Raw genomic sequence first — 14,289 nt, 5'->3', positions numbered from 1 at the left:
CTCCGGTCTCAGAATTTCTGCCCGAATACGCGGAAACGCCCAAGTCCCGGTAGCGATCACTCTCGTCTAGTGTGTAACCGTTCTCTTTGCACCATTTTTGTGCAGCTTCGAGTTGCCGCGCGTAACTGTGTCCCGCCGCCTGTTTCCGCGAGGAGAATCGTGTGTATGAGATGACGCGGCGGCCGGAATTCATGTGCTATTTCGGGACCAATATTAATTTCGCGGATAGTCTACCGTAGGGTCGGTCAGCGTGCCGCGGAACAACTCCTCCCAGGCAATCAGCCGGTGCCGCACATCCAGAAATAGACAGGCAAACACCTCGTGCGGGCGGTGGCCCAGCGTCAGGCGCAGGAAATCCTTCACGCTCTGTGGAGAATCGAAGGCCTGGCCATGGGTGATGTCTTCTTTGAGTGCACGCCGGGCCACTTCCAGCAACGCATGCAATTGCGCGTATTTGGCCGGCCCCATGCCGTTGATCGACGAGAACTCCTGTTGCGAGGCGTGGCACAGCCGCCCGAGCGAGCCGAAATGCGTCAGCAGTTCGCGCGCCAAGTCGACGGCGCTTTTGCCGGGCATGCCCACGCGCAGGAAGATGGCCAGCAGTTCCGCATCGGACAGTGCTGCGGGACCGTGGGCGAGCAGTTTTTCACGCGGCCGCTCGTGGACGGGCCAGTCGACAATTGCCATATAGATAGTGTTGGGATGGCGGGCGCTGATTGCCCGCATGCAGCCTGTGTGGAGCAGGCGCCGCGCCAGCGACCGAGAGGAGGGCTGACGTACAATAACGGGTTACTTTTTGGTCAAGCAGGTTGAGCGTGCAAGATTTGACGAATCAGGCGTCGGCAAGCGACGCGGGCAAGGTAGTTGGGGCGGATTCCTATTTGACGCTGCACTACCGCGTCGCCCTGGAGAACGATACGGACGTCGTTACCACCTTTGGTGACAAGCCCGCAACGTTGCTGCTTGGTCAGGGCCAACTGGCGCCGACGCTGGAGCAGGCATTGTTTGGCATGCGTGAGGGCGAGCGCACGACGTTCCGCCTAGCGCCCGAGCATGCATTTGGTCCGCGCAATCCGGAGCTGCTGCAGCGCGTGTCGCTGGCCACGCTGCGTGAGAACTCCTCGTTTGAAGAGGATTACCAGCCGGGCGATCTCGTCGAGTTCAACGCGCCGAGCGGTGGTAAATACGCTGGCGTACTCAAAGAGATTGGCGAGACCTCCGCGCTGTTCGATTTCAACCACCCGCTGGCTGGGCAGACCATTCTGTTTGAAGTCCAGCTGATCGGCATTCTCTAATGAGCACCGCCATGAACACCCCGGTCGACCCAGTCACCCAGATCGATGCTGAGGTTCTGCTCGCGCAGCCGCGTGGCTTCTGTGCTGGCGTGGACCGCGCCATCGAGATCGTCGAGCGTGCGTTGCAGCTGTTTGGCGCGCCCATCTACGTGCGCCACGAGATCGTGCACAACGCCTATGTGGTGAGCGATCTGCGCAACAAGGGTGCGGTGTTCGTGCAGGAGCTGGACGATGTGCCGGTGGGCGGCACGGTCATCTTCAGCGCGCATGGCGTGTCCCGCGCAGTGCGCGAGGCGGCAGAGGCGCGCGGTCTGCGTGTGTTCGATGCGACCTGCCCTCTGGTGACCAAGGTGCACGTCGAGGTTTCGAAGATGCGCTCACAGGGCTTCGAGATCATCATGATCGGCCACAAGGGGCACCCCGAAGTGGAGGGCACCATGGGCCAGGCCAACGACGGCATGCTGCTTGTTGAATCCGTCGATGACGTGGCGCATCTCGCGGTGAAGGACCCGACGCGACTGGCCTATGTCACGCAGACCACGCTGTCGGTGGATGAGACGCAGGAGATCGTGGCCGCCATCAAGTCGCGCTTTCCTGCCGTGAACGAACCCAAGAAGCAGGACATCTGCTATGCCACGCAGAACCGCCAGGACGCTGTGAAGTTCATGGCGCCGCAGGTGGAGGTGGTCATCGTGGTGGGTAGCCCGAACAGCTCTAACTCGAATCGCCTGCGCGAACTGGCCGAGAAGCTCGGCGTGCCTGCCTATATGGTGGATACGCCCGAGCAGGTGAAGCCCGAGTGGGTGGCCGGCAAGCGCCGCGTGGGCCTGACGGCGGGCGCTTCGGCACCGGAAGAGCTCGCGCAGTCGATCGTCGATCGACTCAAGGCGCTGGGTGCGCGCACCGTGCGTCCGCTCGAGGGCATTCAAGAAAACATGTCCTTCCCTCTTCCGAGGGGACTTCAAATCAATTGAAGTCGATTATGTAAATGCCCACTTAATTGTGGGGAATGCGCGCACAAAAGCGGTGCGCCCTAATGCGGTGCATAAAGCGCTTTTGACATGCGAACGGCCACTCAAACTGGAGTGGCCGTTTTGTTTTGTGCATCGCAAAAACGGCTTCAATGCCTGTAAAGCCTTGATTTACCGTGCGGATCGCCCGCCAAGCCGCACCGGTACAGGGTTTCCCCTACTCTGGCATGCTTCTTGATATATCTGCCTGCCATTCGCGAATGCCTGCGCGAAATGACGCCTGTTTGGGCATTGGGGAAAGCCCGTAAAGCGGCGTAGTTACTGTAAAAATCGTTGTTGCGACGCGTATTGCATCCGCAAAAAAAGGGGATACAATTCGCGCGTTTCAAATTGAAACAATCGGCGCAGGGGGAGCGGCCGGGAGGCAGGACGCTCTTCTTGCTCTTGCGAGATCTAGGAGATCACTCATGCAAATCAAGTTTGCCAAAGTTCTGCCGCTTGCGGCTGCCGTGGCACTCGTAGCAGCTTGCGGTAAGAACGAGGAAAAGCCCGCAGACCAAGCTGCTGCACCTGCAGCAACGTCGGCTCCGGCCGCTGCTGCTGGCGGCGGCGAGACCGTCGTCAAGATCGGTCACGCGGCTCCGCTCACGGGCGGTATTGCTCACCTTGGCAAAGACAACGAAAACGGTGCACGCCTGGCCGTTGAAGAAGCCAACAAGGAAGGCCTGACCATCGACGGCAAGAAGATCAAGCTGGAACTGGTCGGTGAAGACGATGCGGGCGACCCGAAGACCGGCACCGCCGTGGCGCAGAAGCTGGTTGACGAGCACGTTGTTGCCATCGTCGGCCACCTGAACTCGGGCGTTTCGATCCCGGCTTCCAAGATCTACAGCGATGCAGGCATCGTGCAGATCTCGCCGTCGTCGACCAACCCCGACTACACCAAGCAAGGCTTCAAGACGACCTACCGCGTGGTTGCGACCGACGCGCAGCAAGGTCCGGCACTGGCCAACTACGCCGCCAAGACCCTGGGCGCGAAGACCGTGGCCATCGTTGACGATGCCACTGCCTACGGTAAGGGCCTGGCCGACGAGTTCGAGAAGACCGCGAAGGCCGACGGCGTGAACGTGGTGGCACGTGAAGCCACCAACGACAAGGCCACCGACTTCAAGGCTATTCTGACCAAGATCAAGGGCAAGAAGCCGGACGTGATCATGTACGGCGGTATGGATGCCACCGGCGGTCCGTTCGCCAAGCAAGCCAAGGAACTGGGCATCACGGCCAAGATCGTTGGCGGCGACGGCGTGTGTACCGACAAGGTTGCTGAACTGGCGGGCGACGCCATCGACAACATCGTCTGCTCGGAAGCAGGCTTGGCGCTGTCGAAGATGGAAAAGGGCGCGGACTTCGACAAAAAGTACCAAGACCGTTTCCACACGCCGGTGCAGATCTACGCACCGTTCACGTATGACGCTGTCAACGTGATCATCGACGCGATGAAGCGTGCCAACTCGACCGATGCGGCCAAGATCCTGGCTGCCATGCCGGCAACCAACTACAACGGCGTGATCGGCAACATCTCGTTTGACGAGAAGGGTGACCTGAAGCAAGGCTCCATCACCCTGTACAACTACAAGGACAAGAAGAAGACCGTCCTTGACGTTGTGAAGATGTAATCAGTAATCGAAGGGCGATTCTCATTACGATTTGCCCTTAAAAACGGCACCGCGCATACCCTTGCGGTGCCGTTTTTTATAGCCTCGCCAGTGAAACAAGGCCCTCACCATGGGCGTGTCGGCAGGCCGCTTACCAGCAACCTCACCTTACCCATCCGATTGATCGCATACCTTGCGGGCACGCCATCCCGTCGCCTACAACAAAGCAAGGCATAGCAGGAGCTGTTCTCATGGATATCTTTATCCAGCAGATCGTGAACGGTCTGGTGCTCGGCAGCATTTACGCGCTGATCGCACTGGGCTACACCATGGTCTACGGTATTCTCGGCATCATCAACTTCGCCCACGGCGATGTCCTGATGGTCGGTGCAATGTCTGCCCTGACTGCCATCAACTTCCTCCAGAAGTACTTCCCCAATCTGCCTGACTGGCTCACGCTCGTCATTGCGCTGCTGTTTGCAATGCCGGTCTGTGCCATCGTGGCGTACACCATCGAACGGGTTGCCTACCGGCCGCTGCGCAATGCGCCGCGTCTGGCTCCGCTGATCACCGCCATCGGCGTGTCGATCGTGCTGCAGACCCTGGCGATGATGATCTGGTCGCGTAACCCGCTGACCTTCCCGCAACTGCTGCCCTCTAACCCGATCGACATCGGCTCTACGGGCGCGACCATCACCGGCAAGGAAATCGTCATCATCGTGGTGGCTATCCTGGTGATGATCGGGCTGATCCTGCTGGTCAACCGCACCAAGCTCGGCCGCGCCATGCGCGCTACCGCCGAGAACCAGCGTGTGGCAGGCCTGATGGGCGTCAATCCGAACTTCGTGATCTCCGCCACGTTCATGATCGGCGCTGCCCTTGCAGCCGTCGCAGGCGTGATGATGGCGACCAACTACGGCAACGCCCACTTCTACATGGGCTTCATCCCGGGTCTGAAGGCGTTTACCGCCGCAGTGCTGGGCGGCATCGGCAATCTGGCAGGCGCCATGGTTGGCGGCATGCTGCTGGGCCTGATCGAGGCATTGGGTGCCGGCTACATTGGGGACCTGACTGGCGGTGTGTTCGGTTCGAACTACCAAGATGTGTTCGCGTTCATCGTGCTGATTGGCGTGCTGCTGTTCCGCCCGTCCGGCATCATGGGCGAACGCGTTGCGGACCGCGCATAAGGGGAGCGCCATGACAGAAAACTTCAAAGCGCCAATGAAGACGCGCGCCGCGCTCTACGGCTTCCTGATCCTCGCGATCTTTGCGCCGTTCATCGTGGGTGCCGCAGGTGGCAACTACTGGGTGCGCGTGCTGGACTTCGCACTGCTGTACATCATGCTGGCCCTGGGCCTGAACATCGTGGTGGGCTTTGCCGGCCTGCTCGATCTGGGCTACATCGCGTTCTACGCGGTGGGTGCCTACATGATGGCGTTGCTGGGTTCGCCGCACCTGTCCAACCAGTTCGAGTGGATCCACAACCTGTTTCCCAATGGGCTGCACCTCATCGTCTGGTGGGTGATCCCGCTGGGTGCCGGGCTGGCGGCGTTGTTCGGCATCTTGCTGGGCACGCCGGTGCTGAAGCTGCGCGGTGACTATCTCGCCATCGTGACGCTGGGCTTTGGTGAAATCATCCGGATCTTCATGAACAACCTCGACCGCCCAGTGAACATCACCAACGGTCCGAAGGGCATCAACCTGATCGAGCCGGTCAAGATCTTCGGGTTCGACTTCTCGAAGCGCCATGACTTCTTCGGCATCCGCTTCGACTCGGTCTACATGTACTACTACCTGTTCGTGCTCCTGGCCGCGATCATCATCATCGTGTGCCTGCGGTTGCAGAACTCGCGTATCGGTCGTGCATGGGTGGCGCTGCGTGAAGATGAAATCGCTGCCAAGGCGATGGGCATCAACACCCGCAACATCAAGCTGCTGGCCTTTGCCATGGGCGCGTCGTTCGGTGGTGTGTCGGGGGCGATGTTCGCGTCGTTCCAGGGCTTTGTGTCACCGGAATCGTTCGTGCTGTGGGAGTCGATCTACATTCTGGCGATCGTGGTGCTTGGCGGCATGGGCCATATCCCGGGCGTGATCCTGGGCGGCATCTTGCTGGTGGGTTTCCAGGAGTTGCTGCGTGCGTTGGCCGAGCCGGTACAGAACAAGCTGTTCGGCCATGTGATCGTGGAAGCGGAAGTGCTGCGTCAGTTGCTGTTCGGCCTGGCGATGGTCGGGGTGATGCTGTATCGCCCGTCGGGCCTGTGGCCCTCGCCGCGCAAGGAAGACCGTCCGCAAAAGCAGCGGGCTGGTGGACTGTCCCGTATCTGATGGAGGCACGCACATGAGCAATAACAACGTCCTCCTCTCGATCCGAGGAGTGCAGAAGCGTTTCGGCGGCCTGCAAGCGCTGTCCGACGTGAGCCTGGAAATTCGCGAAGGCGAAATCTACGGTCTGATCGGCCCGAACGGCGCCGGCAAGACCACGTTCTTCAACGTCATCACGGGCCTGTACACGCCCGACGCAGGTGAGTTCGTGCTGGGCGGTACGCCCTACCAGCCGACCGCTGTGCACGAAGTGGCCAAGGCCGGTATTGCGCGTACGTTCCAGAACATCCGCCTGTTTGGCGACATGACTGCGGCGGAAAACGTCATGGTCGGCCGCCACGTGCGTACCAAGGCCGGCCTGATCGGCGCAGTGTTCCGCACCAAGTCCGCACGCGAGGAAGAAGCCTCCATCGAAGACTGGGCGCACGACCTGCTGGAGTATGTCGGTATTGGCAAGTACGCCAACTACACGGCGCGCAACCTGTCGTATGGTCACCAGCGTCGTCTGGAGATCGCGCGCGCCCTGGCCACGCAGCCCAAGCTGCTGGCCCTGGACGAACCGGCTGCGGGCATGAATGCCACGGAAAAGGTGGAACTCCGTGGCCTGCTCGACAAGATCCGTTCCGACGGTAAAACCATCCTGCTGATCGAACACGACGTGAAGCTGGTGATGGGCCTGTGCAACCGCCTGACCGTGCTGGACTACGGCAAGGTGATCGCGCAAGGCCTGCCGCAGGAAGTGCAGAGCAACCCGGCCGTGATCGAGGCCTACCTCGGCGCATCGGCGCACTGATGCGGAGGAGCGGAATATGAAACCAGTAATGTTGAAGATCGACGGCCTGAAGGTCGCCTACGGCGGCATCCAGGCAGTCAAGGGCGTGGATCTGGAGATTCGCGAAGGTGAGTTGGTCACGCTGATCGGTGCCAACGGCGCCGGCAAGACGACCACCATGAAGGCCATCACCGGCCTGCAGGGTTGGGCCGCCGGCGACGTGCAGTATCTGGGCAAGTCCATCAAGGGCGTGCCGAGCTACAACCTGCTCAAGCAGGGCCTGGCGATGGTGCCGGAAGGCCGCGGCGTGTTTGCGCGCATGACCATCGTCGAGAACCTGCAGATGGGTGCCTTCACGCGCAACGACGAGGCGCAGATCAAGGCCGACATCGACCGCATGTTCGGCATCTTCCCGCGCCTGAAGGAGCGTGCAAACCAGTTGGCCGGCACGATGTCGGGCGGCGAGCAGCAGATGCTGGCCATGGCGCGTGCGCTGATGAGCCAACCGAAGCTGCTGCTGCTGGACGAGCCGTCGATGGGTCTCTCGCCGATCATGGTGGAGAAGATCTTCGAGGTCGTGCGCGATATCTCGTCGCAAGGCGTGACCGTGCTGCTCGTTGAGCAGAACGCGCGCCTGGCACTGCAGGCAGCACACCGCGGCTACGTGATGGACTCCGGTCTCATCACCATGAGCGGTGATGCCAAGCAGATGCTGGATGATCCGAAGGTGCGTGCCGCCTACCTGGGCGAATAAGCATCTCGCAGTACCATGAGAAAGCCCCGCAACTGCGGGGCTTTTTCTTTGGCGTGTGCCCTACGTTTCAGGCGGCTGCCGTCTTGTAGATGTTCGGCCGATGCAGCTGCATGAAGCCGATCCCCTCGGGCACATCGGTAAATCCATGCTTGCGATAGAGCCAGTCGGCACCCGTGGTGACCAGCACCGTGCGGCGCAGGCTCTGCGGTTCGGGGTGCTCACGCAGGAAATCCATCAGCGCGTGCGAGACACCCTTGCCGCGCCACTCGGGCAGTACGAACACGTCGCACAGGTAGGCGAACGTCGCACGATCGGTGATGACGCGAGCAAAGCCCACGAGGTCACCGTGTGTGCCGTCGTCGTTCAGGCGATAGGCCGCGAAGCACAGCGAGTTGGCGATCGATCGGTCAAACACCGCACGGGGCAGGCCGCGGGCCCAATGCGTTTCCTGCGAGAGAAAACCATAGATCTGGTCCAGCGGGAGCCACGCGGAATCGTCAGACAAAACGATCCCCGTGGCCGGAACAACATGCGTTGCGGCCATGGCAAACCTCAGGGTGGGAAACAGCGGAGGAGGGTGACGCGTTGCGCGCCGCCCCGGGTGATGCGTTGAAGCTTAAGCGTGCGCCTTGAGCAAGGTACGCAGCATGCCGATCATCGTGTCGATTTCTTCGGTCGTCACGTTCAGCGCCGGCATGAAGCGCAGGATGTTCGGGCGCGGCGCGTTGAGCAGCAGGCCCGTCGGGTTCATCTCGCGTGCGGCTTCGACCAGTTGTCCGCCGATGTCTTTGCCGAGCAGCAGGGCGCGCAGCAGGCCGTTGCCGCGTTCGCCGGCCAGGCCGAATTCTTCCGACAGTTGCAGCAGTTGCTTGCGCAGGTAGGCGCCGCGCTCTTCCACGCCAGCCAGGAAGCCCGGGGCCAGCAGTTGTTCGATCACCGAGCAGCCGACGGCCGTCATCAGCGGGTTGCCGTTGTAGGTGCCGCCCTGGTCGCCGGCTTCGAAGCTGGCCACTTCATCCGTGCACAGCAGGGCCGACAGCGGCACGCCGCCGCCGATGCCCTTGCCCAGCGTCATGATGTCCGGCTCGATGTTCGAGAGCTGGTAGGCGAAGAGGGTGCCGCAACGCCCGCACCCGGCCTGCACTTCATCGACGATCAGCAGGATCTTGTGCTTCTTGGTCAGCGCGCGCAGTTGCTGCATGAACTCCGGCGTGGCCGGCAGTACGCCGCCTTCGCCCTGCACCGGCTCGAGCATCACGCCGACGGTCTCGTCGGTGATCAGCGCTTCCACCGAGGCGATGTCATTCAGGATCGCCTTCGGGAAGCCCGGCACCTGCGGCGCGAAGATGGTGTCCCAGCCGGCCTTGCCCGATGCGCTCATGGTGGCGAGCGTGCGGCCGTGGAAGCTGTGGTCAAACGTGATGATCTGGAAGGCGCCGTTCTTATGCTTCTTGCCCCACTTGCGCGCGAGCTTGATGGCGCCTTCGTTGGCTTCGGCGCCGCTGTTGGCGAAGAACACCTTGTCGAAGCAGCTGTGGGCGGTCAGCAGGCCGGCCAGCTTGGCCATCGGCTCGTTGTAGAAGGCCGGGCTCGGGTTGATCAGCTTCTTGGCCTGCGCGTTAAGCGCTTCGATCATGCCGTCGTTGGAGTGGCCGAGGCAGTTGACGGCCCAGCCCTGTACGAAGTCCAGGTATCGCTTGCCGTTGTGATCCGTCAGCCACGAGCCCTTGCCTTCGGTGAAGACGATCTCGGGCCGGTTGGTGATGTACATCAGGGACTGGACGGGGTAGTCAGCAAACGCCATGGCAGTGCTCCAGAAAAAGGCGGCAGGAAGATGAAAAACTAGAAAAGCGCTGGTTGGAAAAAGACAAAGGCCACGGGGGTTGCCCCGTGGCCTTGTGATCGTCGAATCCTGTGAACCCGATATGCAATCAGCAGACAGCCGCGCGGCTTCCCGGAGGGAGCAACGTACGGCGGCGTCGGAGGTGCAGGGCTTGGTTCATAGGGCGCAAGAATAAGACGGATGCCAAGTCAAGTCAAAACGAAATTTCGACGATCTTTGGATTTGTGCAACGTCAGCCCGCCGGGTGCAGGTCGGCTTCCGAAGTGAACGAATCGGCGAAGAACGCGTCCGGGTGCATCTTGCACCGGGCGGCAAAGTCCGTGCGGGCCGAGTTGATCACAACCGGCGCACCGCAGGCGTAGACCTCGTGGTTGGACAGATCCGGGTGGTCGGCCATCACGGCCTGGTGGACGAAGCCGGTGCGGCCGGTCCAGGCGTCTTCGGGCAGGGCGTTGGAGACCACCGGCACGTACGTGAAGCCCGGGATCGTGCGCGCCCATTCCTCAGCCTTCGCATGCATGTACAGGTCTTGCGGGCGGCGGCCGCCCCAGTACAGCGTCATCGGGCGCTGGCTGCCGATGAACTGGGCGTGCTCAACGATGGCCTTGATGGGCGCGAAACCCGTGCCCGAGGCCAGCAGGATGATCGGCTTGTCCGATTCTTCACGCAGGAAGAAGCTGCCAAGCGGGCCTTCAAAGCGCAGGATGTCGCGCTCCTTCATGGCGGGGGCGCCTTCCTTGGCGCCGAAGACGTAGTCGGTGAATGCGCCGCCCGGCATGTGGCGGATGTGCAGCTCGATCGGGCCTTCTTCGTGCGGCGGGTTGGCGATCGAATAGCTGCGGCGCTTGCCGTCGCGCAGGATGAATTCCACGTACTGCCCGGCCAGGAATTGCATACGCTCGGTGGCAGGCAGTTGCAGTTTGACGATGATGACGTCCGGCGCGGCCTTTTCCAGCGACGCGACGCGGCACGGGATCTTCTTGATGGGCACGTCGCCGGCGCCCTGTACTTCGCGCACTTCGATGGTGACGTCAGTCGCAGGCGTGGCGCAGCAGAACAGCGCGCGGCCTTCCGTGGCTTCCTGGGCGGAGAGCGCGTTGGGCGAGTGGTTGCCCTGCACGATGGAGCCTTCGCGTACGTGGCCTTTGCACGAGCCGCATGCGCCGTTCTTGCAGCCGTACGGCAGGCCGATGCCCTGGCGCAGCGCTGCTGCAAGGATGGTCTCGCCGTCTTCGGCCTGGAACTGGCGGCCGCTGGGCAGCACGTTGATCTGATAAGCCATACTACAATTCCGAATATGTTGAAAAGAGTGTCTGGCCGCCAAGGTGCGGCACCTTCAGTGGCGCATCCTGCGGCACGTCCAATCATGACCCCGGCAAGCGCCCGGCCACCTGAATTTACCCAACGCGCCATGTGCCGCCTGGGGCGTCCACGCGTGCTGATCGTAGGCTGCGGTGATGTCGGCCAGCGTTGCCTGACGCTATTGCGCACGCGTTTTCGCGTCTTTGCCGTCACCTCGCGCCCGGAAGGTCGCGCACCGCTGCGCGAAGCTGGCGCCGTGCCAGTTCTGGCCAACCTGGACGATGCCGCATCACTGCGCCGCTTGCGGGCCTTGAGCCCACGCGTGCTGCACTTGGCGCCGCCGCCATCCGCTGGCGATGACGACCCGCGTACCGCCGCACTGGTGCATGCGCTGGCCCGTCCGGGTCAACTGCCCCGAGGCACAAAACAACGCATTTTACCCGACCGGGCGCGTCGGTCTGGTGGCTTGACGGGCCGCTTGAAAACCCGCCTCCAAGCGCGTGCGTTCGTGTACGCGAGCACCAGCGGCGTTTATGGGGATGCGGCCGGTGCGTGGGTGGACGAATCCCGCCCGGTCAAGCCGACCACTGCGCGCGCCCAGCGCCGCGTGGCGGCGGAACGCAGGGTGCGCTGGTTTGGTGTGGGCGGCGGCTGGCGCACGTCGATTCTGCGCATTCCCGGCATTTATGCCGCTGACCGCCTGCCGGTGGCGCGTCTGCAGCGCGGCACGCCTGCCTTGCGCGCAGAAGACGACGTCTACACCAACCACATTCACGCAGATGACTTGGCGCGCGCGCTGATTGCTGCACTGGTGCGTGGCCGCGCACAGCGCATCGTGCACGCCAGCGATGCCTCCGAGTTGCGCATGGGCGATTACTTCGATGCCGTGGCCGACGCGCGGGGCTTGTCGCGGCCGCCGCGCATCTCCCGGGCCGAAGCCGTTGCGCAGATCGAGCCGTCGCTGCTGTCCTTCATGAGCGAATCGCGCCGACTGCGCAACGCACGGCTGATGCACGAGTTGCGTGTGACGCTGCGCTATCCGACCGTGGCCGACTTCCTGCAAGCTGAGGCCTGACATGGCTGCGCCCGCGCCTTCGCCAACCCCCGCGTCGACCTCCTCCGAGCGCCGCCGCATTGCGCGCGTTGCACTCGTGCTGGCGGGCTTGGCCGTGGGCGTGGTGCTTTGCTGGGTTGCCGCCAACATGGTGGCCGATGCGATGGGCGCGCGCGATGTGCAGCAGATGGTGGATGCGCGCCGCCAGTTGGCTGCGCAGGTGGCCGAGGGCATGTCGAACCAGATCACCGCTGATGTGGCGCTGCTGCGCGCCATTCCGCAGACGCTCGCGCAGATCGAAGCCATCCCCCGTGCCGTGGACCGTGTCGACACGCGGCGCTGGAACCTGATGGACCAGGGCTCGCGCGCGAAGGAAGCGCTGTCGCATCCGGAGGTTGTAGACACCAGTGCGTTCCTGGGCGCCGCTGCGGGCAATCTTGGGCTGGACTACGTGTGGGTTGTCAACCAGCGCGGCTACGTGGTGCTGGCCAACAACGCGAGCCATGCGGAATCGTTCCTTGGTGTGCAGTCGGCCATGCAGCCATATATGAAAGAGGCGCTGCAGGGCGGGTTGGGCGAGGAGTTCACCGTGGGCATGGTGACTGCCGTGCCGGGCTTGTTCTTCGCAGCACCGGTGTACAACGACGCGGGCTATCTGGTGGCGGCGATGGCCACCAAGGTGAGTCTCACGCGCTTGCAGCACTGGGTGTCGCACCCCACGTCGCTGCTGACCGACCCGAATGGGCTCATCATCCTGTCGACCGATGCGTCGCTGGTGGGCAAGATCCTGCCGGACTCACGCCTGCAGCACATGAGCGCAAGCGAGCGCTACAACGCGTATCAGCGTGTCGATTTTGATGCGTGGCCGTATCACCCAACCGAGCCAACGGCGCTGGCACGCCCTGACGTGCCCAACTGGGTGCCGGCGGAGGTGCGCAACGCGCTGACCTGGCGTGATGGCGTGGCGACACCCTCGCTGACCGTGTCGCGCAACGCGAGCGCTGACCTCACGATCATGGTGGCCGAGCCGCTGCCGGCGTGGTCTCAGCAGGTGGCCAACCACGACCGCAATCGTGCGATCGGCTTCTTGCTGTTCGTGAGCGTGTTGCTGAGCTTTGTGCTGGTGGTGTGGTCATTGGTGCGTGAGCGGCAGCATCACCGCCTGACGCGTCACCTGAACCAGCGGCTGCAGCGCACCAACAGCGCACTCGCCAACGAGGCACACTTTGACCACCTGACCGGTGTGCTGACGCGGCGTCGTTTCCTGGCACTGTTCGATACGGTGCTGACGCGGGCCCACAATCGTGGCGAACCGCTCGTGCTGGTGCTGGCGGATCTTGACCATTTCAAGCGCATCAACGATACGTGGGGCCACGCGGTGGGCGACATGGCGCTGCAGCGTTTTGCCTCGCTGGCGACGGGGGCCCTGCGCAGCAGCGATCTTGTCGGCCGCCTGGGCGGCGAGGAGTTTGCCGTTGTGATGGGCCGCACCACGCTGGAGGAGGCCACCGAGGTGGCCGAGCGCCTGCGCGCCGCCGTGGCCGAGCCTGACGAGAACTTCCCCACGGGCCTGACCATGACCGTCAGCATGGGCATGACAGGCTATCGTGCGGGCGACACGGCATCGGAGATGCTCAAACGTGCCGATCTGGCGCTGTACCGCGCCAAAGAGAGCGGGCGCAACCGGCACGTTGCGGGGTGACGACTTAACGCGCTGCCCGGCCAGCGCGCCGGCGCCTCAGCGCTAGCAGCGTGCGCGCGCCAGACAGCGGGCCGCGGCGGAAGCGCTCGCGGCGCTGCTCTTCCTCAAAGAACGCCAGCGACGGCTTGACCAGATCGCTGCGCGACACGATTCCCACCAGCTTGCGCGATTGCGAGTCGGCCACCACGGGCAACCGCTCCAAGCCATGCACGGCCAGGCGCGTGGCGACGATACGGCAGGTTTCATCCGGCAGCGCCATCACGGGTGCGTTGGCGCCAATCAGCTCGGCAATCATGGTGGCGCCGTGTTTCTGGCCTGCCAGCAGGGTGTCGCGGTCGAGCGAGCCGACCAGCGCGCCATCAGCCCGACGATCAGCCCGCCAATGACCGGCACCACAATCACCCACAGCCCCAGCGTGTTGGCTGCCGGCGAATGGTCCGCCAGCGACAGCGTCTGGAAGAAGAGCAGGTTGGTGAAAAAGCGGATCAGGTTGAGCAACGCCACCGCCGCCAGCGTGGCGAAGGCGGCAATGACAACCGCCAGCGCGGTGGTGCGAAAGAGCGTCGTGTCGGTGGCGAAATCACGCCGATGCGCATTCGGATGGGCGACGGTCGGCATG

14 protein-coding genes and 2 pseudogenes are annotated in these 14,289 nt (G+C 62.9%); 9 read left to right on the top strand and 7 right to left on the bottom strand.

What is annotated here, in order from left to right:
• On the bottom strand, positions 1-193 hold a 193-nt coding region (locus tag C404_RS59415), incomplete at its 3' end, for a recombinase family protein (protein ID WP_160170179.1).
• Positions 194-219: 26 nt separating this feature from the next.
• A pseudogene (gene radC, locus C404_RS46875) lies at positions 220-687 on the bottom strand (RadC family protein); the annotation flags it as partial.
• Between the two features lie 128 nt (positions 688-815).
• Here radC and C404_RS46870 point away from each other — a divergent pair.
• The 7 genes from C404_RS46870 to C404_RS46840 all read left to right on the top strand — a co-directional run bounded on the left by C404_RS46870 (position 816) and on the right by C404_RS46840 (position 7,769).
• Positions 816-1,295, top strand: coding sequence for an FKBP-type peptidyl-prolyl cis-trans isomerase (locus C404_RS46870; protein WP_031329606.1), 480 nt, complete (start codon positions 816-818; stop codon positions 1,293-1,295).
• Positions 1,296-1,306: 11 nt separating this feature from the next.
• Positions 1,307-2,269, top strand: a complete 963-nt coding sequence (ispH, locus tag C404_RS46865) for a 4-hydroxy-3-methylbut-2-enyl diphosphate reductase (protein ID WP_374754735.1) — start codon at positions 1,307-1,309, stop codon at positions 2,267-2,269.
• 464 nt (positions 2,270-2,733) lie between these two features.
• Positions 2,734-3,942, top strand: coding sequence for a branched-chain amino acid ABC transporter substrate-binding protein (locus C404_RS46860; protein ID WP_021195704.1), 1,209 nt, complete (start codon positions 2,734-2,736; stop codon positions 3,940-3,942).
• Between the two features lie 230 nt (positions 3,943-4,172).
• Complete coding sequence (locus tag C404_RS46855; RefSeq protein ID WP_021195703.1) at positions 4,173-5,108, top strand: branched-chain amino acid ABC transporter permease; 936 nt, start codon at positions 4,173-4,175, stop codon at positions 5,106-5,108.
• Between the two features lie 10 nt (positions 5,109-5,118).
• Positions 5,119-6,246, top strand: a complete 1,128-nt coding sequence (locus C404_RS46850) for an ABC transporter permease subunit (RefSeq protein ID WP_031329605.1) — start codon at positions 5,119-5,121, stop codon at positions 6,244-6,246.
• A 13-nt stretch (positions 6,247-6,259) separates the two neighbouring features.
• Positions 6,260-7,036 carry an ABC transporter ATP-binding protein gene (locus C404_RS46845; RefSeq protein WP_021195701.1) on the top strand — a complete coding sequence of 259 codons (777 nt, stop codon included), beginning with the start codon at positions 6,260-6,262 and terminating at the stop codon, positions 7,034-7,036.
• Between the two features lie 16 nt (positions 7,037-7,052).
• Positions 7,053-7,769: an ABC transporter ATP-binding protein gene (locus C404_RS46840; protein ID WP_031329604.1), complete on the top strand. Its 717-nt coding sequence runs from the start codon at positions 7,053-7,055 to the stop codon at positions 7,767-7,769.
• Positions 7,770-7,836: 67 nt separating this feature from the next.
• Here the strand turns inward: C404_RS46840 and C404_RS46835 are convergent, their stop codons facing one another.
• The 3 genes from C404_RS46835 to C404_RS46825 form a co-directional block, all read right to left on the bottom strand.
• Positions 7,837-8,313, bottom strand: coding sequence for a GNAT family N-acetyltransferase (locus C404_RS46835; RefSeq protein WP_021195699.1), 477 nt, complete (start codon positions 8,311-8,313; stop codon positions 7,837-7,839).
• A 72-nt stretch (positions 8,314-8,385) separates the two neighbouring features.
• Positions 8,386-9,573 carry an acetylornithine transaminase gene (locus tag C404_RS46830; RefSeq protein WP_021195698.1) on the bottom strand — a complete coding sequence of 396 codons (1,188 nt, stop codon included), beginning with the start codon at positions 9,571-9,573 and terminating at the stop codon, positions 8,386-8,388.
• A 271-nt stretch (positions 9,574-9,844) separates the two neighbouring features.
• Positions 9,845-10,894: a CDP-6-deoxy-delta-3,4-glucoseen reductase gene (locus C404_RS46825; protein WP_021195697.1), complete on the bottom strand. Its 1,050-nt coding sequence runs from the start codon at positions 10,892-10,894 to the stop codon at positions 9,845-9,847.
• Between the two features lie 84 nt (positions 10,895-10,978).
• Here C404_RS46825 and C404_RS46820 point away from each other — a divergent pair, with 84 nt between their 5' ends.
• On the top strand, positions 10,979-11,989 hold the full coding sequence (locus C404_RS46820) for an NAD-dependent epimerase/dehydratase family protein (RefSeq protein ID WP_031329603.1): 1,011 nt from the start codon (positions 10,979-10,981) through the stop codon (positions 11,987-11,989).
• A gap of 1 nt (position 11,990) precedes the next feature.
• On the top strand, positions 11,991-13,670 hold the full coding sequence (locus tag C404_RS46815) for a sensor domain-containing diguanylate cyclase (protein WP_021195695.1): 1,680 nt from the start codon (positions 11,991-11,993) through the stop codon (positions 13,668-13,670).
• A gap of 4 nt (positions 13,671-13,674) precedes the next feature.
• Here C404_RS46815 and C404_RS46810 read toward each other — a convergent pair.
• Both C404_RS46810 and C404_RS46805 read right to left on the bottom strand, forming a co-directional pair.
• A pseudogene (locus C404_RS46810) lies at positions 13,675-14,031 on the bottom strand (CBS domain-containing protein); the annotation flags it as partial.
• Positions 13,962-14,288 carry a hypothetical protein gene (locus C404_RS46805; protein ID WP_021195693.1) on the bottom strand — a complete coding sequence of 109 codons (327 nt, stop codon included), beginning with the start codon at positions 14,286-14,288 and terminating at the stop codon, positions 13,962-13,964. The pseudogene C404_RS46810 and the gene C404_RS46805, both read right to left, overlap by 70 nt.
• Between the last annotated feature and the right edge of the window lies 1 nt (position 14,289).

Source organism: Ralstonia sp. AU12-08 (genome assembly GCF_000442475.1).
Lineage (GTDB): Bacteria > Pseudomonadota > Gammaproteobacteria > Burkholderiales > Burkholderiaceae > Ralstonia > Ralstonia insidiosa.
Note: the sequence above shows the minus strand (reverse complement) of the source record. Positions and strands in the feature narration are given on the sequence as shown.